This is a genomic window from Micromonospora sp. NPDC006431, assembly GCF_042870725.1.
Lineage (GTDB): Bacteria > Actinomycetota > Actinomycetes > Mycobacteriales > Micromonosporaceae > Micromonospora.
Genome location: NZ_JBIAHQ010000049.1, coordinates 1 through 19,030 on the forward strand (window position 1 = coordinate 1; position 19,030 = coordinate 19,030).

General features: G+C 72.4%; 20 protein-coding genes and 1 pseudogene. 9 read left to right on the forward strand and 12 right to left on the reverse strand.

Translation table 11 applies throughout. The features are described 5' to 3' along the window. Positions 1-142: 142 nt before the first annotated feature. Genes ACFYM6_RS35145 through ACFYM6_RS35170 form a run of 6 tightly spaced genes read right to left on the reverse strand, consistent with a single transcriptional unit; the run spans position 143 to position 5,938 of the window. Positions 143-1,942, reverse strand: coding sequence for a nickel-dependent hydrogenase large subunit (locus ACFYM6_RS35145; RefSeq protein ID WP_387281788.1), 1,800 nt, complete (start codon positions 1,940-1,942; stop codon positions 143-145). Next, positions 1,939-3,060, reverse strand: coding sequence for a hydrogenase expression protein HypE (locus ACFYM6_RS35150; RefSeq protein WP_387281790.1), 1,122 nt, complete (start codon positions 3,058-3,060; stop codon positions 1,939-1,941). The genes ACFYM6_RS35145 and ACFYM6_RS35150 overlap by 4 nt, the downstream gene beginning before the upstream one ends. Beyond that, positions 3,057-3,596: a hemerythrin domain-containing protein gene (locus tag ACFYM6_RS35155; protein ID WP_387281791.1), complete on the reverse strand. Its 540-nt coding sequence runs from the start codon at positions 3,594-3,596 to the stop codon at positions 3,057-3,059. Before ACFYM6_RS35155 ends, ACFYM6_RS35150 begins: the two co-directional genes overlap by 4 nt. Then, positions 3,596-3,952 (reverse strand): hydrogenase/urease maturation nickel metallochaperone HypA, encoded by a 357-nt coding sequence (locus tag ACFYM6_RS35160; protein WP_387281792.1) that lies wholly within the window; start codon positions 3,950-3,952, stop codon positions 3,596-3,598. Before ACFYM6_RS35160 ends, ACFYM6_RS35155 begins: the two co-directional genes overlap by 1 nt. Then, positions 3,945-4,529 carry a hydrogenase maturation protease gene (locus ACFYM6_RS35165; RefSeq protein WP_387281793.1) on the reverse strand — a complete coding sequence of 195 codons (585 nt, stop codon included), beginning with the start codon at positions 4,527-4,529 and terminating at the stop codon, positions 3,945-3,947. The genes ACFYM6_RS35160 and ACFYM6_RS35165 overlap by 8 nt, the downstream gene beginning before the upstream one ends. Then, positions 4,526-5,938 (reverse strand): hypothetical protein, encoded by a 1,413-nt coding sequence (locus tag ACFYM6_RS35170; protein ID WP_387281794.1) that lies wholly within the window; start codon positions 5,936-5,938, stop codon positions 4,526-4,528. Before ACFYM6_RS35170 ends, ACFYM6_RS35165 begins: the two co-directional genes overlap by 4 nt. A gap of 211 nt (positions 5,939-6,149) precedes the next feature. Between ACFYM6_RS35170 and ACFYM6_RS35175 the strand changes: the two genes are divergently transcribed. From ACFYM6_RS35175 to ACFYM6_RS35185, 3 genes are read left to right on the forward strand one after another with little or no spacing between them, the layout of a single operon-like run. Beyond that, positions 6,150-7,118, forward strand: coding sequence for an ATP-binding cassette domain-containing protein (locus ACFYM6_RS35175; RefSeq protein WP_387281795.1), 969 nt, complete (start codon positions 6,150-6,152; stop codon positions 7,116-7,118). Then, positions 7,111-7,911 carry an ABC transporter permease gene (locus ACFYM6_RS35180; RefSeq protein ID WP_387281796.1) on the forward strand — a complete coding sequence of 267 codons (801 nt, stop codon included), beginning with the start codon at positions 7,111-7,113 and terminating at the stop codon, positions 7,909-7,911. Before ACFYM6_RS35175 ends, ACFYM6_RS35180 begins: the two co-directional genes overlap by 8 nt. After that, positions 7,908-8,702 carry an ABC transporter permease gene (locus tag ACFYM6_RS35185; RefSeq protein WP_387281797.1) on the forward strand — a complete coding sequence of 265 codons (795 nt, stop codon included), beginning with the start codon at positions 7,908-7,910 and terminating at the stop codon, positions 8,700-8,702. Before ACFYM6_RS35180 ends, ACFYM6_RS35185 begins: the two co-directional genes overlap by 4 nt. A gap of 37 nt (positions 8,703-8,739) precedes the next feature. On the opposite strand, the gene ACFYM6_RS35190 is transcribed toward ACFYM6_RS35185, so the two are convergent. Beyond that, positions 8,740-8,952 (reverse strand): hypothetical protein, encoded by a 213-nt coding sequence (locus ACFYM6_RS35190; RefSeq protein WP_387281798.1) that lies wholly within the window; start codon positions 8,950-8,952, stop codon positions 8,740-8,742. A gap of 168 nt (positions 8,953-9,120) precedes the next feature. Here ACFYM6_RS35190 and ACFYM6_RS35195 point away from each other — a divergent pair, with 168 nt between their 5' ends. Beyond that, positions 9,121-9,531, forward strand: coding sequence for a DUF6069 family protein (locus tag ACFYM6_RS35195; RefSeq protein ID WP_387281799.1), 411 nt, complete (start codon positions 9,121-9,123; stop codon positions 9,529-9,531). A 64-nt stretch (positions 9,532-9,595) separates the two neighbouring features. Here the strand turns inward: ACFYM6_RS35195 and ACFYM6_RS35200 are convergent, their stop codons facing one another. Next, positions 9,596-10,444, reverse strand: a complete 849-nt coding sequence (locus ACFYM6_RS35200; RefSeq protein ID WP_387281800.1) for an SAM-dependent methyltransferase — start codon at positions 10,442-10,444, stop codon at positions 9,596-9,598. 146 nt (positions 10,445-10,590) lie between these two features. Here ACFYM6_RS35200 and ACFYM6_RS35205 point away from each other — a divergent pair, with 146 nt between their 5' ends. Continuing rightward, positions 10,591-11,664 (forward strand): NYN domain-containing protein, encoded by a 1,074-nt coding sequence (locus ACFYM6_RS35205; RefSeq protein WP_387281801.1) that lies wholly within the window; start codon positions 10,591-10,593, stop codon positions 11,662-11,664. Positions 11,665-11,713: 49 nt separating this feature from the next. Here the strand turns inward: ACFYM6_RS35205 and ACFYM6_RS35210 are convergent, their stop codons facing one another. Continuing rightward, on the reverse strand, positions 11,714-12,928 hold the full coding sequence (locus ACFYM6_RS35210; RefSeq protein ID WP_387281802.1) for a hypothetical protein: 1,215 nt from the start codon (positions 12,926-12,928) through the stop codon (positions 11,714-11,716). A 171-nt stretch (positions 12,929-13,099) separates the two neighbouring features. On the opposite strand from ACFYM6_RS35210, the pseudogene ACFYM6_RS35215 reads away from it, so the two are divergent. Both ACFYM6_RS35215 and ACFYM6_RS35220 read left to right on the forward strand, forming a co-directional pair. Then, positions 13,100-13,186 (forward strand): annotated as a pseudogene (locus tag ACFYM6_RS35215) (molybdenum cofactor biosysynthesis protein); the annotation flags it as partial. Between the two features lie 295 nt (positions 13,187-13,481). Then, on the forward strand, positions 13,482-14,048 hold the full coding sequence (locus ACFYM6_RS35220) for a sigma-70 family RNA polymerase sigma factor (protein ID WP_357438966.1): 567 nt from the start codon (positions 13,482-13,484) through the stop codon (positions 14,046-14,048). A gap of 94 nt (positions 14,049-14,142) precedes the next feature. On the opposite strand, the gene ACFYM6_RS35225 is transcribed toward ACFYM6_RS35220, so the two are convergent. Then, entirely contained in the window at positions 14,143-14,880 is a 738-nt protein-coding gene (locus ACFYM6_RS35225; protein ID WP_387281807.1) for a zf-HC2 domain-containing protein, read from the reverse strand. Positions 14,881-15,079: 199 nt separating this feature from the next. Here ACFYM6_RS35225 and ACFYM6_RS35230 point away from each other — a divergent pair, with 199 nt between their 5' ends. Together ACFYM6_RS35230 and ACFYM6_RS35235 are read left to right on the forward strand one after the other, a co-directional pair. After that, positions 15,080-16,216, forward strand: coding sequence for a CaiB/BaiF CoA transferase family protein (locus tag ACFYM6_RS35230; RefSeq protein ID WP_387281803.1), 1,137 nt, complete (start codon positions 15,080-15,082; stop codon positions 16,214-16,216). Between the two features lie 143 nt (positions 16,217-16,359). Further along, entirely contained in the window at positions 16,360-17,583 is a 1,224-nt protein-coding gene (locus ACFYM6_RS35235; protein ID WP_387281804.1) for an LCP family protein, read from the forward strand. A 140-nt stretch (positions 17,584-17,723) separates the two neighbouring features. Here ACFYM6_RS35235 and ACFYM6_RS35240 read toward each other — a convergent pair whose 3' ends face one another. Together ACFYM6_RS35240 and ACFYM6_RS35245 are read right to left on the reverse strand one after the other, a co-directional pair. Continuing rightward, entirely contained in the window at positions 17,724-18,152 is a 429-nt protein-coding gene (locus ACFYM6_RS35240; protein ID WP_387281805.1) for a hypothetical protein, read from the reverse strand. A gap of 66 nt (positions 18,153-18,218) precedes the next feature. After that, positions 18,219-19,030: RNA-guided endonuclease InsQ/TnpB family protein (locus ACFYM6_RS35245; protein WP_387281806.1), on the reverse strand; the 812-nt coding region annotated here is incomplete at its 5' end.

The window sequence follows — 19,030 nt, forward strand, 5'->3', positions numbered from 1 at the left end:
CCCGCGCCCCCCCCGCGCCCGCCCCCCCCGCGCGCCGGGGGGGGGGCGGGGGGGGGGGGGCCCGGGGGCCCCCCCCGGGGGGCCCGGGGGCCCCCCCGGGGGGGCCCCCCGGGGGGCCCCCCCCCGCGGGTGGTCCGGCTGCTCAGCCATGCGACGCGCCGAACATCGGCGAGTGGATCTTCTTGAGGGTCTGCCCGCCGCCGACGTACATGTGCACCCCGCACGGCAGGCAGGGATCGAAGCTGCGCACCGCCCGCATGATGTCCACACCCTTGAAGTTGTCCGGGCCGTTCTCCTCGAAGATGGGCGTGTTCTGGATCGCGTCCTCGTACGGCCCGGGGGTGCCGTAGCTGTCGCGGGGACTGCCGTTCCACGGCGTCGGCGGGTACGGGTGGTAGTTGGCGATCTTGCGGTCCCGGATCACGACGTGGTGCGACAGGAGGCCCCGGACGGCCTCGTGGAAGCCGCAGCCGATGGCCTCGTCCGGCACCTCGAACTCGGTGAAGACCCGCATGTCGCCGCCACGCATCCGCTCCATCGCCCGCTCGAGGAAGTACAGCGACATCGCAGCGGCGTACGCGATGAAGTAGGCCCGCGAGCGGTCCCGCTCCAGCGCGTTCGACCACTTCGGGATCTTCCACTCCAGCGTCATCTCGGGCAGCCGCGCGCTCTTCGGCAGCGAGATCTGCACGCTGTGCCCGGTCGACTTGACGTACGGGGTGTCGACCATCTTGGCCAGCGCCGTGGTGTACAGCCGGGCGAAGCAGCCGCCGCCGGTGTCCAGCGCGAGGTGCTCGCCGCTGTTCTTGTCGAACCAGCGGGGGCTCATCACCCAGCTGTACTTGTCGTCGAAGTCGCGCTTGCCGGGATCCGGGAGGGTGGTCTGGTTCCAGGGGTGGCGGATGTCGACCGGGTTGCCGAGCGGGTCGTACTTGACGAACGGTTCCTCCTGGCCGGCCCAGTCCTTGTAGTAGGAGCTGCCGAGCAGGATCCGGATGCCGAGGTTGATGTCCACCAGGTCCGTGGTGAGCAGCTTGCCGTCGACGACGATGCCGGGCGTGACGTGCATCGCCCGCCCCCAGTTCGTCATGGTCTCGTACTTGTAGTCGACGACGTCGGGGTTCTGGAACGAGCCCCAGCAGCCGAGCAGGACCCGGCGGCGGCCGACCTCCTCGTAGCCGGGCAGCGCCTCGTACCAGAAGTCGAAGATGTCGTCGTTCATGGCGACGGTCTTCTTGACGAAGTCCAGGATGCTGATCAGCCGGGTCAGGTAGTCGGTGAACAGCGTCGGCTGCGGCATGGTGCCGACGCCGCCGGGATAGACCGTCGACGGGTGGACGTGCCGGCCCTCCATGAGGCAGAACATCTCCCGGGTCGTGCGGCTGACCTTCAGCGCCTCCTTGTAGACCTCGCCCTCGAAGGGGTTGTAGGCCCGCATGATGTCGGCGATCGTCCGGTAGCCGTGGATGTCCCGGCCCGGTGCCGCGGTGGTCTCCGCGCGGGCGAGCACGCTGGGGTTGGTCTGCTTGACCATCGCCTCGCAGAAGTCGACGAAGACGAGATTGTCCTGGAACAGGGTGTGGTCGAACATGTACTCGGCGGCCTCGCCGAGGTTGATGATCCACTCGGCGAGCGGCGGGGTCTTGATGCCGTACGCCATGTTCTGCGCGTAGACCGAGCAGGTCGTGTGGTTGTCGCCGCAGATGCCGCAGATCCGGCTGGTGATGAAGCCGGCGTCGCGCGGGTCCTTGCCCTTCATGAACACCGAGTAGCCGCGGAACAGCGACGACGTGGTGTGGCACTCGGCGACCACCCGGTTCGCGAAGTCGATCTTCGTGTAGACGCCGAGGTTGCCGATGATCCGGGTGATCGGATCCCACGCCATCTCCACCAGTTCGCCGGGTTTCTTGCCGGCGGCCGGCTTCGGTTTTGTCGCGGTCACGGTCGGTTCCTCTCCTCTGCTGCCTGTCGGCGGGGGTCCGCCGGACCGTAGGGACGCCACCGCGGGTTGTAGCCGCTGGTGAGTTCGGGGCCGTTGTGGTGCCACTTCGGTTCCCGGTTGGCCGTGGCGTTGGTGAGGCCGCGCAAGCGGCGGATCACCGCGCCGTACGGCTTGATGAGCAGGGTGGACAGGCTGCCTCCGGGCGGCATGTCCATGAACGGCATGAACTTGTCGGGGAAGCCCGGCATGGTGCAGCCGATGCAGATGCCGCCGACGTTGGGACAGCCACCCACCCCGCCCATCCAGCCGCGCTTCGGGACGTTGCAGTTGATGACCGGCCCCCAACAGCCGACCTTCACCTGGCACTTGGGCGAGTTGTAGTCCTTGGCGAAGTCCGCCTGCTCGTAGTAGGCGGCCCGGTCGCAGCCCTCGTGCACGGTCTTGCCGAACAGCCACTGCGGCCGCAGCATGTGGTCCAGCGGCGGGGGCGGCGCCGAGCCCGCCGCGTGGTAGAGCACCCAGGTCAGGGTCTCCATGAAGTTCTCCGGCTGGATCGGGCAGCCGGGCACGTTGACGATCGGCAGGCCGCCCTGGGACCGGAAGTCCCACCCGAGATAGTCGGCCAGGCCCATGCACCCGGTCGGGTTGCCCGCCATGGCGTGGATGCCGCCGTACGTCGCGCACGTCCCGGCCGCGACGACCGCCCACGCCTTCGGCGCCAGCTGGTCGATCCACCAGTTCAAGGTCAGCGGCTCGCCGGTCTTCTCGTCGTTGCCGAACGACGTCCAGTACCCGTCGCCGTTGATGTTCTCGTTCGGGATCGAGCCCTCGATGACCAGGATGAACGGCTCGGTCATCTCGCCACGGGCCGCCTTCCGGTACGGCGCCAGGAACTCCTCACCGCCGGCCGCCGGCGACAACACCTTGTTGTGCAGGTTGACCTTCGGCAGACCGGGAATGAGCCCGAGGACGATGTCCTCGATCGCCGGCTGACCGGAGGCCGTCATCGACACGGAATCGCCGTCACAACTCATGCCCTCGGAGATCCAGAGAATGGTGACCTCGTCGAACCCGCTCTCCTTCGGGATCACCGCGGTGTCGCGCATGTGCTGGGTCATGTGCGTGGCCTCCCTTGCATCCGATCCCGTAGCCGGTCGTAGATGGCCGCCACCGGCGCCGCGAGAGTGAGCGCCGGCGGCTTGTCCGGCGCGTGCGGGTGCGGGCGCGTCGGGGCCCGCTGCTTGCCCTGGTCGATCTCCTGGCCCAGCTCGCGCAGGGCCTGCTCGTCGGCCCGGGCGCACAGCTGCGGCATGAGCTCGTTCTCGTCGTCCTGCACGTGCCGGGCGACGGCGGACGCCAGCCGCTGCATCAGCTCGTCCTGCGCGTTGTCGCCGGCCCGGCAGCGGTCGAGTTCGAGGAGCAACTCCTTGATCGGCCGGTGCCCGGCGAGGTGCCGGTCGACCTGTCCGTCGGCCAGCACCTGCGCGGCGAACGGGTAGAAGAGCACCTCCTCGAGCGCGGCGTGCTTCGACAGCTCGCGAACCAGGATCTCCACGACGCCGCGCCGCTGCGCGTCGGACTCCGCTGCCTGATAGTCCCGGAACAGTTGCTCCACGACGCGGTGGTCGTGCCGGAGCACGTCGTTGGCGTCCATCAGAGCGCACCCACTTCGATGTTCTCCACCGTGATCGACTCCAGCACCACGTCGTCGCTGCCGGTCACGGCGATGTCCACGCCCGCGCACCGGGGACAGGCCACCATCGCGAGATGGTCGTCGACCGGCCCACTGCGACCGCACTCGTGGCACGCCACCGTCATCGGTTCGAGCACCAGGTCGACGGCGGTGTCCGCGGCGACCGTGCCGGCGGCGGCCAGCTGGATGCCCTGCGTGACGACATCGGGGTCGACCGGGTGCCCACCGATCCGCACCCGCAGGCCGGTGACCCGACGGCCGGCGGCCCGGCGTACCGCCGCGTCCACGATCGCCTGGGACAGACCCGTCTCATGCATGCGTGCTCACCCCCCGTTCGCTACCTTCAGCGGGCGTGCCTCGTGCCGCCCCCTTGCCGCGGGCGAGCCGCGCGGCTTCCTCCCGTACGATCCCGGCCACCGTCCGGACCGCCTCATCGACCGCGGCGGCCACCGGGGCCGACAACTCCATGCGCTCGTCGAGGGCGGCCGGCTGGCAACCCACCACGAGGACGCGGTCGACGCTCCCACCCAGGCCGCGCAGCAGCCGCAGCACCGACTCGGGATCCATGCCGTGCGCATCGGCGGCCGGCGCGTCCAGCACGTCCGCCGGCCGCAGCGTCCAGCCCGGGTCGTCCAGGTCCACCCGGAGCACGGCCAACGTCCCGGGCGGCTCGTCCAACGGCAACGCGTCCACGAGAACCAGCACGTCGTGGCGGCCGTCCAGCAGATCGTAGGCCAGATGCATCCCCCGGATCCCGTAATCGGACACATCCACCCCCGCCGGGAGGACCTCGTCCCGCAGGCGCCGGACGACCTCCACCCCGAACGCGTCGTCGCCGAGGAAGATGTTGCCGATCCCGGCGACCAGGATCCGCCCGTGGTCCGGGCCGCTCACGGTGCCGTCACCTCGCCCGCCAACGGTTCGACCTCCTCGGGCCGGAAGTGGCGCAGCCGCCCGTACCACTGGTGCAGCTCCGCGCCCGGGTCGTCGTCCACCGTCACGGCCAGGAACCGTGACCCGTCCACGTCGAGCAGCACCTGCTCCACCCGGGCGGTGCGACCGTCCAGGAACATGTCGTGCGCGTCCGTGCCGCGCCGGCGGGGCCGTAACCGGACCCGGCTGCCTCGCCCCAGCAGGGTGCCCGCGACCAGCACGCTGTCGGTCTCCGGCGCGATCCCCGCGTCGGCGCCCGGCTCCCACCACGGCCGCTCCGGGTCGGCGCCGGCATCGCCGTCCCGCCGTACGGGTGCCAGGGCGCGGATGGCGCCGTGCAACCGTTCGAGCACCTCGGGCGGCATGACGTCGACCCGGTCGAGGATGGCGGCCGCCCTCGGATCGGTGGCCCGCGCCTCCCGCTTCTCCGCATCGGAGAGGGTGAGCGTACGCAGCGAGAGGATCTCGTCGATCTCGGTCGCGTCGTGCAGGTCGCCCGGGCTCTCCGGCGCTATCTGCGGGTGGTCGTAGAGGATGATGGGTGACGAGAGCAGCACGTCCACGCTGCCGGGCTCGCCGGCCAGCACCGGGAACGTGTGCACGTTGCGGCACTCCCGTGCCGCGGGCGCCGCCCACTCGGGCGGGTCGAGCAGGGACAGGAACCGGCCCCGGCTGACCGTGGCCAGCGTGTGCGCCGCCAGCAGGCAGCAGCGCAACGCGTCGTCCCGGGCACTGTCCGGCGGGGTGCTCCTGTCCGTGTTCTCGACGCGGATCCCGAGCCGCAGCAACGGGAAGGGCGCCTCGGCCGGAGCGGCGGAGACGGTGACCGACGCGGACAACGGCCAGCGCCGGCGTACCACCCGACCGACCGGCTCACCCCGGTCATCGACCAGCGGCTCGACGTCCGCCCCGCCCGGCACCCGAAGGTCGAGGCGGCGGCCCCGCCGCAGGTCGCCGACCGACGCCTCGACGTCGTACTCCCGGGGCACCGCCTCGTCGAAGCTGAGCTCCGTGCGGTCACCGACCTCGATCCGGTCGACCGGCTGGTACCCGCCGTCGGCCGTCCGGCGCTCGGCCACCTTGCGTTGCAGGTGCAGGAACCGCAACCGGACGCGGACCGTCGCCGTGTCCGGCGCCTCCATCAGGCATTCGGTCTGCTGCCATGGCGACTCGGCGGAGCCCGCCACACCGCGGTCGACCAGGCCGTGCGCCGCGCCCCACGCCGGGGGCACCAGCACACCGAACTGCCAGCGGACCCGGTTCTTGCCCGATGACCGCCGGTAGGGGTAGAGCAGGTAGCCCTCGTAGAGGATCGCGTCCGCGACCGCCTCGACGTTGGCGAGGCGTGGGTTGGAGCGGTCGGTCCGCACCGTGCTCGACCCCCTTCCGGGCAGGCAGCGACCGCTCCGGCGAGCGGTCACCCCCGGTGTATCCCGTCCCGCCGGGCGGCCGTAAGTGTGCGCCGCCGGTAGGTGACGACAGCGCTCACCGGATCGGGTGGGCCGATTCCCGGCCCGGCGCCGTGGCGGATCCGGAATATTCGATGTCGATCCGTCGCCGCGCCCCGTTAGGGTCGTCCACATGATCGAGGTGCGCGACCTGGCCAAGCATTTCCGGGTGCACCGGCGACCACCCGGCCTGCGCGCCTCGCTCCGCTCACTCGTCCGGCGCGAGCACGTTACCGTCCGCGCCGTCGAGCAGGTCAGCTTCACGATCCCGGCGGGCGAGGTCGTCGGCTTCCTCGGCCCCAACGGCGCCGGCAAGACCACCACCCTGAAGTGCCTGACCGGCCTGCTGCACCCCGCCGCCGGGGCCGTACGGGTGCTCGGGCACACCCCGCACCGCCGGGAGCCCGCGTTCCTGCGCCGGATCTCGCTGGTCATGGGCCAGCGCAACGCCCTGTTCTGGGACCTGCCCGCCGCCGACGCGTTCGAGGTCAACCGCGCGATCTACGGCCTCGCCGAGCGCCCCTACCGGTCGGCGCTCGACGAACTGGTCACCCTGCTGGACCTCGAACCGCTGCTGACCAAGCAGGTCCGGGTGCTCAGCCTCGGCGAGCGGATGCGCTGCGAACTGGCCGGCGCCCTGCTGCACCGGCCCGACGTGCTCTTCCTCGACGAGCCGACGCTCGGCCTGGACGTCAACGGCCAGGCGGCGGTGCGCACCTTCCTGCGCGACTACAACGCCCGCTGCGGCGCGACGGTCCTGCTCACCAGCCACTACATGGGCGACGTCACGGCGCTGGCCCGCCGGGTGCTGGTCATCGACCATGGCACCCTGCGCTTCGACGGCGACCTCGCCGCGCTGGTCGAGGCCCACTCGCCGCACCGGCTGGTCCGGGTCACCCTGCGCGAGGCCGTACCGGCACAGACCTGGGTCGGCCTCGGCGAGGTGTCCGAGGTGGACGGTGCCGTGGTCACCCTGGCGGTGCCGCGCGCCGAGACCGCCGCGGTCGCGGCCCGGCTGCTCACCACCCTGCCGGTCGAGGACGTCGCGATCGAGGACCCGCCGGTGGAGGACATCATCCGGGCGGTCTTCGCCCATGCGTGACGTCCTCACCGCGTACCCGCCGCTGGTGCGCAGCGCGACGCTGGTGGCGGCGACCTACCGGAGTCGCATCGCGCTGTCGCTGCTCACCGGCTTCTTCCCGCTGCTGCTGATGGGGGTGTGGCTCACCATCGTCGCCGAGGGCGGCCCGCCGAAGGGCTGGACCACCGGCGACTTCCTGTCCTACTACGCGGCGGCGACCCTGCTGTGGAACCTCTCCGGCGACCACGTCGTCTGGCAGTGGGACGCGGACATGCGCAGCGGCGATCTCTCCGTGCGGCTGCTGCGCCCGGTGCACCCCTTCCACCAGTACGCCACCAACGACCTCGGCCACCGCCTGGTCTTCCTGACCGTGCTGGTGCCGGCCCTGGTGCTCGCCGCGCTGCTGGTGCCGGGCCTGGACTACCCGGTCGGTCCCGTCCGGCTCGCCGCCGTCGCCGCCGCGCTCGTGCTCGCGTACGCGGTCAGCCTGCTCATGGCGTCGACGTTCGCGTTGATCGGGTTCTGGAGCACCCAGGCGTCCAACGCGTGGCTGCTGTGGTGGGGGCTGGGCTCGTTCGCTTCCGGTTGGGTCGCGCCCCTGGCGCTGATGCCGGACTGGCTGCGCAGCGTCGCGGTGGTGCTGCCGTTCCGCACCGCGATGGGTTTCCCGGTGGAGCTCCTGATGGGCCGCCTCGACGCGCGGGAGGCCGCGTACGGCTTCGCCGTCGGGCTCGGCTGGCTCGCCGCCTTCGCCGTGCTGTACCGGGTCATCTGGCGGCACGGCGTCCGTCGCTACCAGGCGGTGGCCGGGTGAACGGCTGGTCCCGGCACACCCGCGTCCTCGCGATCTGCTGGCGGGCGGCGGTGGCCGGCGAGGTGGAGTACCGGCTCAACTTCTTCTCGAACGTGGCGCTCAGCGCCTTCTGGATGGTGTGGGCGGCCGCCGGCGCGTCGGTCTACTTCCGCTTCACCGGGACGGTGGCCGGTTGGACGCAGGCCGAGGTGCTCGTCGTGATCGGCCTGTTCTTCACCCTCAACGGCCTGCGTCAGGCGCTGCTGCAGCCCAACCTGGAGCGGATGACCGACTACGTACGCCTGGGCACCCTCGACTTCCTGCTCACCAAGCCGTTCGACGCGCAACTGCTGGTGAGCCTGCGGCAGGTGCGGGTCAACAACCTGCTGGACCCGGTGCTGGGCCTGGCGCTGACCACCGTCGGGGTGGTCCTGTCCGGCCGCGGCGTGTCGGTGGTCGCGCTGGCCGCGTTCGGGCTGTTGCTGGGCTGCGCCGTGCTGCTGCTGTACGCCCTGACCGTGCTGCTCATGGCGCTCGCCGTGGTGCTGGTGGCCGCCGAGGAACTCGGCCGGGTCTCGTACGCCTTCGTCGAACTGTCCCGCTTTCCGGTGGAGCTGTACCGCAACCCCGTGCAGGCGGTCCTCACCGTGGTGCCGGTGGCGTTCCTCACCACGTACCCCGCGGCGGCCCTGCTGGGCCGGCTCAACCCGTACCTGCTGCTGATCGCGCCGGCGGTGGCGGTCGGCGCGGTCGTCGTGGCCACCCTCGCGTGGCGGCGTTCGCTGCACTCCTACTCCGGCGCCAGCGCCTAGGGTGACCGGTCCGGCGACACGTCCCGCCAGGGTCCGCTCACATGCCGGAGGAACCCTGGCCGCGCCGCCACACCTCGCCCTGGACACCGTGGCGCTCCGCCGCGTACCGCTCCTGGGTCGACCTGGCGTCACGGGCCGCCTCCGCATCCTCCCGCGACGAGAGGCGCTTCCGGTCGCGCCAGCCGACGAAGACGAACAGCCCGATGAGACCCACCGCGATCACGACGAGAGAAACCACCAGCGCCCTCATGCCGTCGACGCTACGGTACCGTACTGGTGTCGATCCTCGCCTGTCGCCATAGATGCCGATTTGTGCCAGCCATGTGAATTCATAATTCACCGGTACCGTGCTTTTCGGGCTCGGCGCTTCCGACGGCCGGGCGGCAAGGATCAGCCTCAGTCCACGAAGGAGTCAGCAATGACCGCCACCTCCGTGTCCTCGAGAACCACTCGGCTGCGCGCCGGCGTCCTCGCCGTCGGCGGTTCCCTCGTCGCCGCCGCACTGGTCTGGGCCGTCGCCCAGCTCATCGACGTCGAGTTGCACATCGATCCCCGCAACGGTCAACCGCCCGGCGTCCTCGGCCTGCCGATCGTCACGGTCTTCACACTCGTGGCGGCGTTGCTCGGTTGGGCAACCCGTTCGGTGCTGGGCCGGTTGACCCGCCATGCGGCCGCTGTCTGGACGGCGCTCGCCGTCGTCGTGTTCCTGGCGTCGTTCCTGCCGCTGTTCGCCGTCGGGGCGAGCGGCGCGACCAAGGTCGTCCTCGGGCTGATGCACGTCGCGGTCGCCGCGGTGCTGATTCCGATCTTCAGCCGCCGGACGTTCTGAACCCACCGACCCGGCGGGTCTTCACTGGGCGCCCGGTCGCGGCCGGGTAGGGGCCCACGCCGGCTCAGGGCTTGCGGGCCACCGCCGCGTACATGGATGCCTGGGCGGCCGCGGTGCGCAGCTCCGCCGGATCGTCCGGCTGCCACTCGGTGACCGGGGTGATGCCCGGCGGTACGAGTTCGAGGCCGGCGAAGAACGCGGCGAACTGGTCCCGGCTCCGGAACGCCATGTCGATCATGCTGGTCGTGGTGACCGGTGCCGCGGTGGCGGCGACGTCCCGCGGCACCAGGTCGATGGTGGCGTGCGAGACCACCAGGTAGCTGCCCGAGGGCAGCGCGTCGACCAGCCGCCGGGTGATCGCGTACGGGTCGTCGGCGTCGGTGAGGAAGTGCAGGACGGCCACCAGCATCAGCGCCAGCGGCCGGTCGAAGTCGAGGGTGGCGCGCACGTCGGGGTGGCCCAGGACCCGCTCCGGGTCGCGCAGGTCGGCGTCGACGTACGCGGTGGCGCCCTCGGGCGCGCTGGTCAGCAGGGCGCGCGCGTGCGTGAGCACGATCGGGTCGTTGTCCACGTAGACCACCCGCGACTCCGGGGCGACGCCCTGGGCGATCTCGTGCAGGTTCGGGCTGGTCGGGATTCCCGTGCCAATGTCGAGGAACTGCCGGACGCCGGCGGTGTCGGCCAGGTAGCGGGTGGCCCGCTGCATGAACCGCCGGTTCTCGATGACCGTGGTCCGGATCGCCGGGTAGGCGGCCGCGACAGCGTCGCCGGACTGCCGGTCCGCCGCGAAGTTGTCCTTGCCGCCCAGCCAGTAGTCGTAGCGGCGGGCCGGATGAGGCACCGACGGGTCGATCCGCGTCGACAGGGCGGACTCCTCCGAAGTGGGGTGGCCTCCCGACCTGACGTCCGCCATGGCGACCTCCTGCGCTCCGGGGCATGCATCCGCGATCGTAGCGGCCGGACACGTGCCTCGAGGGCCCCGATGCGGCCGCGCACCGACCCGAACGGCTTCGCCGTGCCGCCCGGGGGCAGCCTCCCACCGCGCGTACGCTGGCCGGTGTGGATCAGGAAGACCGTATCGCGCTGTTCCTCGACTACGAGAACCTGGCGCTGGGCGTACGTGATCATCACCGCGGCCGGATGTTCGACTTCCGGCCCATCGCCGACGCCCTCGCCGAACGGGGCCGAGTGGTGGTGCGCCGGGCATACGCCGACTGGTCGTACTTCGACGAGGACCGCCGGATGCTCACCCGCTCCCACGTCGAACTCATCGAGATACCGCAGCGGATGGGCGCCTCGCGGAAGAACGCCGCCGACATCAAGATGGCCGTCGACGCGGTGGAACTCGCCTTCGAACGCGGCTACATCTCCACGTTCGTGATCTGCACCGGGGACAGCGACTTCACGCCGCTCGTGCACAAGCTGCGCGAGCTCAACAAGCGGGTCATCGGGGTCGGGGTGGAGGGGTCCACGTCGGCGCTGCTACCACCCGCGTGCGACGAGTTCCTCTACTACGAGCGCCTCGAAGGGGTCGACCTTCCCCCGCCCGCCGAGCGGCGTGGCCGACCCGGGCGGACGCCCGGCCCGGAGGTGCGGCCGCCGGAGCCGCAGCCCGAGCCGCAGCCGGCGGAGGAACCCGCGCGCGACGTCGACCGGCTCGCGGTCCTCGTGGCCCAGACCGTGGCGGGGCTCCAGGGCAGCTCCAGCGGCGAGGTGACCGCCTCCGGGCTGAAGCGGACCCTGCTGCGCAAGGATCCGACGTTCAGCGAGTCCGACTACGGCTTCCGCACCTTCGGCGAACTCCTGCGTTATCTGGCCGAGCACAACGTGATCGAGCTGTCCGAGGGGCCCGCCAAGGGTGATCCCGAGGTGGCGCTGCCCGAGCGTGGCGACCGCGAGGCGGCGTTCGCGCTGCTGCGCTCGGTCGTCGCGGACCTGGCCGGCGCCGACGGGGCGGTGGCCCTGTCCGGTCTGAAGAACCAGCTCCGCCGGGCCCGGCCGGACTTCAGCGAGAAGAAGCTCGGCTACCGCAGCTTCCTTCAGTTCGGCAAGGCGGCGGCCACCAGCGGGGTCGTCGAGCTGCGATGGAGCCCGGAGGCGGACGACTACCTGCTCACCCCGGCGAGTTCCTGACCTCGCGGCCCCGGGCGCTCGCTGAGCGATATGGCGCCGTGCCGGCCGCTCAGTCGTCGGTCGGTGGACACAGCAGCGAGTCCAGCAGCGGCAGCCGGAGGGGATCCAGGCAGACTCGCACCACCGGCGGGTCGGCGGAAGGCGGCGCGCTGCTCGGTGCTGGCGCAGGGGCGGCGCTCGACGGCGGCGTCGTGGCCGGGGGCTCGGCCGGTGGTGCGGCCGGTGGTGCGGCGGTGGTCGGCGCCGGTTGGACGGCGGGTGGGGTTCTGCTGACCGGGGCCGCCGGCGGCTTCTGCCGGGGCCCCACGGTGGCCTGCGGGGCGGGGCGGCTCGCCGCTGGCGTCGCGTCGGTGGCCAGTACCACGGACACGGCCGCCGGCGAGGGCACCGGACGACCCCCGGGCGCCCCCTGGCGGGCGGACGGACTCGGGAAGATGTCACCGATGCCCTCGGGTTGGTCCCCGGTGCCGGCGCTCACACCCGGCGCCGCGCGGTACGGCAGGTCGGTCGTCCCCGGGGTCGCCGTGCCGTTGGTCAGCGCCGCGAACGCCACCGCGACGACGACAGCGGCGGCGGCCGCCATCCGCTCCGGCGGCAGCAGGGCCGTGGGCGCGTCCTGGGGCGCCACCGGTGGCGGGGGCAGCGGGCGCGCGGCGCGGTGGGCGGCCAGCAGGGCGTCGATCTGCGGGGCCACGGCGGCCCGCTGCCCGGTGGCGGCGGCGAAGGCGAGGGTGAGGTAGAAGCGGAAGTTCACCGCTGCGGCGGTGGGCACCTGCAGGCCGGCCGGCCGGCGCCCGTCTGCGGCGTGCAGGAGGGTGACCGGGGCCTCCGGATGGTGGCCGGGGCCCAGCAGGTCGCGGTACGTCCACTCGCGCCGGCCGGTACGCCCGCCGAAGGCGACCCGGCGGTCGGTCACGACCGCCATCCCGGCGTCCACCACGCGCAGCCCCTTCGGCAGCACGGGGCCGGACGGCTGCACGGCGGTCGCCCCGACAGGGGTTGCCCCGACCGCCAGGGCGGGCGCCGGCAGTCCGGCGATGTGCCGCGCCTCGGCCTCGACCAGCTCCGCGTTCGGCAGTACGCGGTAGAGGACCTCGTCGTCGTCGAGCTCCACCGGCAGGCCGGTGCGGGGCTGGGTGCATCCGAGGAAGCCGGCGGCCTCGATGCCCAGCCGCACCAGCTGCTCCTCGCGCCGGCGCCAGGCCTCGACCTCGGCGTCGTACGCGTGCCGCCGCCGGTCGTTCTCGCGTTGCGCCCACGCCACCTGCCGGCGGGACTGTTTCGCGGCGGACCTGGGGGCGATGACTGACCGTTGCGCCGTCACACCTCGTACAACGGCTTCCGCGGGTGACGGACACGAGGCGGGGAGTAACCGGTCCCTTTCTTCCGGGAAGGGGCTGATTTGGACGAGTGGCGGGTTTCTAGACTCGTCCTCATGCGACGGATCGTCCAACTGCTGGCCTCGCCCGTGCACCGCTACGTGGGCCGGCCGGCGGATGGCCCGGCCCCGGCGGCCCCGGGCGGGTGCTGGCCTCACCCAGGTCCGGCCAACGTCCTCACCGCGAGGGCGTGCCGCGCGTCGGGCCGGTCGCGGTCACGATCGGCCCGTGAGTGGGGCCGGGGCCGGGCCGTGCCGAAGATGCGGCCCGGCCCGGGAACTTCTCGCCGCCGCCGAGCGACCAATACAGGGCGCGCGACCCGGCCGGGTCCGTGACCGGTCGGCCGTGCGGTCGGAGGAGGATGGCAGGTATGAACCGAGTGAGGCCAGCTCCCGTACCGTCGATCAGGACGACGGCGGACCGGCCGGCCGGCCACGGATGAGCGCCGACGCCGACGACGCGCAGGTCACCCGGTGGGCGCACCAGGCCGGCCGGGGTGACCAGCAGGCCGCCGCCGCGTTCGTCCGGGCCCTGCAGGTCCCGGTGTGGCGGTTCCTCGCGCACCTGGCCGGCCCGGCCGAGGCCGACGACCTGACCCAGGAGACGTTCCTGCGCGCGCTGCGCAGCCTGCCCGGTTTCGCCGGCCGGTCCTCGGCCCGGACCTGGCTGTTCACCATCGCCCGCCGGGTCGCCGTGGACCACGTACGGGCCGCTGCGACCCGCCCGCGGGTGTCCGCGCTGACCGACTGGGAGCGGGCCGCCGAGGCGGCCGGGGCGGTCACCTCCGGCGGCGACGACGCCGTGACCCTGCGGCGGCTCATCGCCGCCCTGACGCCCGAGCGGCGGGAGGCGTTCGTCGCCACCCAGCTGGTCGGCCTGTCCTACGCCGAGGCCGCCCAGGTGTGCGGCTGCCCGGTCGGCACCATCCGGTCCCGGGTCGCCCGGGCCCGCGAGGACCTGGTCGCCGCCTGGCGGGGTGACGCCCAGGGCAGCCGCGTGGTCTGAGCGGCCGAGGTCTGCCGGCCGGGCTCGCGCCACCGCCGGGCCGAGGCGCGGCGTCGTCGCGCCCCGGTCCACCGGCACGTAGGCCGTCCACCGGTCAGGCCGCCCGGCGGTCGCGGGCCTGCGCCGAGTACGGCGGCAGCAGCCGCAGCGGCGCCACCTCCGGCTGTTCCTCCAGCCGCAGCGACCACCGCGAGCCCGACGACCGGCCCTGCCGCGGCGGCGTGCCGCCCGAGCGCCACCGGGGCCGGGACAGCAGCATCATGACCACCCAGCCGACGAGCAGGAACCCGTGGCTGATCAGCCGCTGCACCGCCACCTGCCCGGTGATCAGATCGTTCACCGACAGCAGCACCAGCGTGGCGACGAAGGCGCTGAGCATCGGCAGCAGCCCGGCCGGCGCGGACCGGCGCAGCGCCACATAGAGGAACCCGGCGCCCACCGCCACGTTCCACGCCGCGGACTCGTGCCACAGGTGCTGGCCGGAGGTGTGCACGTGCCCGACGACGGCGTCCCGGCCGACCTGCGCCATGCCGAGCACCAGCTGCACCGCCCCCAGCAGCCCCAGCACGCCCCGCAGCCCGAGCGTCACGCGCTCCCGCCAGCCGGACCGGGCCGGCGCCGGGGGAGCGGCCGCGAGCACCGCGTCGACCAGGTCGGGCATCTGCGGCACCGCGTGGGTACGCGCGCGCCGGGTCACCGCCACCGCCGCCTCGAACCACCCCCGGCAGCCGGCGCAGGACTCCAGGTGCCCCTCGGCCGCTGCGGTCTCGGCCGCCGACGCTTCACCGTCCAGTTGCGCCGACAGGATCTCCCGCCACTGCTCACACGCCATGTACAGATAGTCGTCGGCGGTGCCCACCTGGTTCCCGAGCCCCCGGCGACCGCGTTGCCCCGCCCGCCGTCGGCCGGCAGCCCGACGGCTCGGGCCCCGTCGGCCGGTCCGGGCCGGGCTCGCTCGTCGATCATGTGCCATCGTTGTCCTCCTGGTGCGGTGCCCCGACACGGGTCGGGACGGAGGAGGGGCGGACGCGATGGGGGAGGAGCGGAGCGGACCGCTGCGCGGCGTACTCGTCGCGGACTTCTCGCGGATCCTCGCCGGGCCGTACGCGACCATGCTCCTCGCCGACCTGGGCGCCGACGTGGTCAAGGTCGAGGGACCCGGTGGTGACGACACCCGGACCTGGATGCCGCCGGTCCGCGAGGGCGTCTCCACCTACTACCTCGGCGTCAACCGCAACAAGCGCGCCATCACCCTCGACCTCACCGACGCCGAGGACCTGGCGCTCGCCCGGCGACTGGCCCACCGCGCCGACGTCATGATCCAGAACTTCCGGCCCGGCGCGCTGCGCCGCTTCGGCCTCGACTACGACAGCGTCGCGGCCGCCAACGACCGGATCGTCTACGCCTCGATCAGCGGCTTCGGCGCGGGAGCCGGCGCCGACCTGCCCGGGTACGACCTGATGGTGCAGGCGGCGTCCGGGCTGATGAGCCTCACCGGAGAGCCGGACGGTCCGCCCTACAAGGCCGGGGTGGCGGTGTTCGACGTGATCGCCGGCCTGCACGCGGCCGTCGGGATCCTCGCCGCCCTGCACCACCGGCAGCAGGCCGGGACCGGGCAGCACGTCGAGGTGAACCTGCTCTCCTCCGCGCTGTCCGGCCTGGTCAACCACGCCAGCGCCCATGTCGCCGCCGGCGTCGTGCCGTCCCGGATGGGAAACGCCCACCCGAGCATCTTCCCGTACGAGCCGCTGCCGACCGCCGACGGCGAACTCGTCGTGATCGCCGGCAACGACGGCCAGTTCCGGACCCTGTGCCAGGTCCTCGGCCTGCCCGACCTGCCCGACGACCCCCGCTTCCGGCGCAACCAGGACCGCACCGCCCACCGCGCCGTGCTGCGCCCCCTGCTGGTCGCGCGGCTGCACCAGCGGACCACCGACGAGTGGTTCCGGGACCTACGCGCGGCGGGCGTGCCGTGCACGCCGATCAACACGGTCGACGGCGGCGTCGCCCTGGCCCGGCAACTCGGGCTCGACCCGGTGGTCACCGTCGACGGCGTGCCCGGCGTCCGCCATCCGATCGGCTTCTCCGCGACCCCGCCGCGTTACCACCTCCCGCCGCCCGGGCCGGGCGAGCACGACGCCGAGATCCGCGCCTGGCTGGCCGGGTGACCCGCGCCGTACTACCCCGGTGCGGCCCGCCGGGCCACCAGTCTCGTGGACTTCCCAGGCGATTCACAGCCGGGTGGGGTGACGCTGCGTGCATCGGGCGCCTACATTTGGTCCGGTTTGGCCCCCGTCCGGAGGAGGCACTCGTGCCGCACGCCGCCGCGCGTTCCGACAACCGCACACCCGTGGAGCCGGTCCCGCCCGCGGGCCCGGCCCGTCGGCGTTGGCCGCGCTGGGCCCGCTGGTGCGTGGCGGTCGGCGCGACCCTGATGACGCTCAGCGGCGTGGCGCTGGGCGGCAGCCTGTTCCTGCTGCACACCGCGACCAGCAAGATCACCCAGCAGAACCTGCTCGGCGCCGCCGCGCCACCGCGCCAGCACCAGAACATCACCGGGGCGAAGAACATCCTGCTCGTGGGCGTCGACGCCCGCCCGAACCAGGATCCCAGCCAGCTCACCCGCGCCGACTCGATCATCCTGATGCACATCCCGGCCGATCACAGTCAGGCGTACATGGTCTCGCTGCCGCGCGACTCGCTGGTGAGCATCCCCGCCTACGACAACGGCGCGACGTCGTACGCCGGCGGGCAGAACAAGATCAACGCGGCCTTCGCGTTCGGCGGCCGGGGACTCACCGGCGCGCCCGCGCTGTCGCACGGCTTCGAGTTGCTCGCGCTGACCGTGCGTGACGTCACCGGCATCACCCCGGACGCCGGCGCCATCATCGATTTCCAGGGGTTCAAGGACATCGTCCAGACGCTCGGCCAGGTCTGCATGTACGTCGACGAGACCACCACCTCGATCCACCTGGGGAAGGACGACGCGACCGGGAAGACGGCGGCGCCGTACAAGATCAATCCCGACGGCACGGTCAACCACCGCATCCCCGGGGTCACCCCGAACGTCTACACCAAGGGCAACCACTGCCTGAACCCGTCCCAGGCGCTCGACTTCGTCCGGCAGCGGGACCTGCTGGCCAACCACGACTTCGACTACGGCCGGCAGCGCCACCAGCAGCAGTTCGTCAAGGCGGTGCTGCAGCAGGTCATCACCAAGGGCCTGAACTCACCGACCAAGCTGCCCGGGCTGCTGTCGGCGGTCGGCAAGGCCATGACCGTCGACGACGGTGGCATCCCGCTGGAGGACTGGGCCTTCGCCATGCGGAGTGTCCGCCCCGACGCGATCACCACGATCAAGACCAACAACGGCACCTTCAACAGCCGTACCGTCCCGGGGGTCGGCAGCGCCGAGATCCTCAGCCCGACCAGCATGCAACTGCTGCACGCGTTCCGGGACGACACCGTCGCGGCGTTCGTCCAGGCGCACCCGACCTGGGTGGCCGACTCCGGGCAGCCGGCGTCCGCCCACTGAGCGTCTCCGGGTGCCGGCGCCGGACCGGCCTTACCCCGCTCCGGGGCCGGCGGCCAGCACGGACGCGAGGGGCGCACGCAGCCGCTCGGCGGGATATGGGGTGGCCCGGTCCGTGCCGAACAGATCCCAGTAGAAGTCGTTCACGATCGCGGCGACCGGGGCGTACCGGGTGATGATCGCCGCCGCCGCGGCCGGCACGTCAGCCGGCGTGCCGCCCGCGGCGCACCGCCGGACGTACTCGTCGCGTTCGGCCGGCCGTCGGTGAGGATGTTGCGGAGGTGGGCGTCGAAGTGCAGCAGGCCGTTGCCGTGCATGAAGGCGGCGCCGGCGCGCAAGCCCCGTTCCACCATCGAGTACGCGTCGGTCCCCTCGACGCCGACCGGTCGCGTGGCCAGCCAGTCCTGCAGGTTCTGTGGTATGTGCTCGAGGAAGAGCACGATGCTCGCCGAGGCGCGCGCGAGCGCGTCGAGTCGGTGCCGTACGGCCGGCGAGCCACCCCAGTAGGCGACCGCTCGGTCGACGTCCGCGTGCTCCTCGGCGAGCGGCGGCGCGCCGGGCAGCAGCAGCATCCGCCAGTGATACTTGACTTCCTCCCCACGCCTGAAGGGCGGGGGATTCCCGTGGCTGAGGCGCGTTCACGCTGCGAGCCGTTGGGGTGGTTGGCGCTTCACAGACCGGGTAACCCCGAGGTCTCCACGCCCTGTTACCGCCAGCCCGGCGGCGAGTATGTTCTTGGCCGCGTTCACGTCGGCGTGGTCCTGATGCCCGCAGGCGACGCACCGGAAGACCGCTTGGCTCTCGCGGGACTCCGGGGCGACATGCTTGCAGGCGTTGCAGGTCTGCGACGTGTACGCGGGATTGACCTTCTCGATCTTCGCTCCGTGGTAGCGGGCGGCATGCTCCAACTTCAGCAGGAACCCGCCCCACCCCTTCGACAGGATGGCTCGATTCAGGCCAGCCTTCTGACGCACGTTACGGCCCGGCTGCTCAACGGTGCCCTTCGCGCTGGCGGTCATGTTCTTGATCCGCAGACGTTCGACAGCGACCATGCCGTGCTCGCGGACCAGGCGCACGGCGGTCTGCGCGGCGAAGTCAGCCCTGCGGGCCCGGATACGGGCATTCAGCCGGCCGAGTTGCGCGCGGGTAGCGTCGCGGCGCTTCGACCCGCGGTTGCGGCCATGAACCCGCAGCGACCGGGACAGACGCTGCTGCAACCGCTTGAGCCGCTTCTCCTCCCCAGCCGTGACGAACTGCCGGTCGTCCAGACCCCCGTCAGAGGTGGCCACCGCCACGGCCACACCCCGATCCACCCCGACCGGCGGTTTACCGTTCGGGGCCGCTTCGGTTACGGCGTCCTCGATGCAGAACGAGATGTACCAGCGTCCGCCGTCACGGGAGACGGTGGCGTTACGGACGGTCCCGCCGAGCGGGCGGGTCCAGCGGAACC

Excerpts from the sequence above, each read along its gene's own strand:
- ACFYM6_RS35150 (WP_387281790.1), bottom strand. The coding sequence starts at position 3,060 with ATGACCCAGCACATGCGCGACACCGCGGTGATCCCGAAGGAGAGCGGG.
- ACFYM6_RS35155 (WP_387281791.1), bottom strand. The coding sequence starts at position 3,596 with ATGGACGCCAACGACGTGCTCCGGCACGACCACCGCGTCGTGGAGCAA.
- ACFYM6_RS35160 (WP_387281792.1), bottom strand. The coding sequence starts at position 3,952 with ATGCATGAGACGGGTCTGTCCCAGGCGATCGTGGACGCGGCGGTACGC.
- ACFYM6_RS35175 (WP_387281795.1), top strand. The coding sequence starts at position 6,150 with ATGATCGAGGTGCGCGACCTGGCCAAGCATTTCCGGGTGCACCGGCGA.
- ACFYM6_RS35180 (WP_387281796.1), top strand. The coding sequence starts at position 7,111 with ATGCGTGACGTCCTCACCGCGTACCCGCCGCTGGTGCGCAGCGCGACG.
- ACFYM6_RS35190 (WP_387281798.1), bottom strand. The coding sequence starts at position 8,952 with ATGAGGGCGCTGGTGGTTTCTCTCGTCGTGATCGCGGTGGGTCTCATC.
- ACFYM6_RS35195 (WP_387281799.1), top strand. The coding sequence starts at position 9,121 with ATGACCGCCACCTCCGTGTCCTCGAGAACCACTCGGCTGCGCGCCGGC.
- ACFYM6_RS35200 (WP_387281800.1), bottom strand. The coding sequence starts at position 10,444 with ATGGCGGACGTCAGGTCGGGAGGCCACCCCACTTCGGAGGAGTCCGCC.
- ACFYM6_RS35220 (WP_357438966.1), top strand. The coding sequence starts at position 13,482 with ATGAGCGCCGACGCCGACGACGCGCAGGTCACCCGGTGGGCGCACCAG.
- ACFYM6_RS35225 (WP_387281807.1), bottom strand. The coding sequence starts at position 14,880 with ATGGCGTGTGAGCAGTGGCGGGAGATCCTGTCGGCGCAACTGGACGGT.
- ACFYM6_RS35230 (WP_387281803.1), top strand. The coding sequence starts at position 15,080 with ATGGGGGAGGAGCGGAGCGGACCGCTGCGCGGCGTACTCGTCGCGGAC.
- ACFYM6_RS35240 (WP_387281805.1), bottom strand. The coding sequence starts at position 18,152 with ATGCTGCTGCTGCCCGGCGCGCCGCCGCTCGCCGAGGAGCACGCGGAC.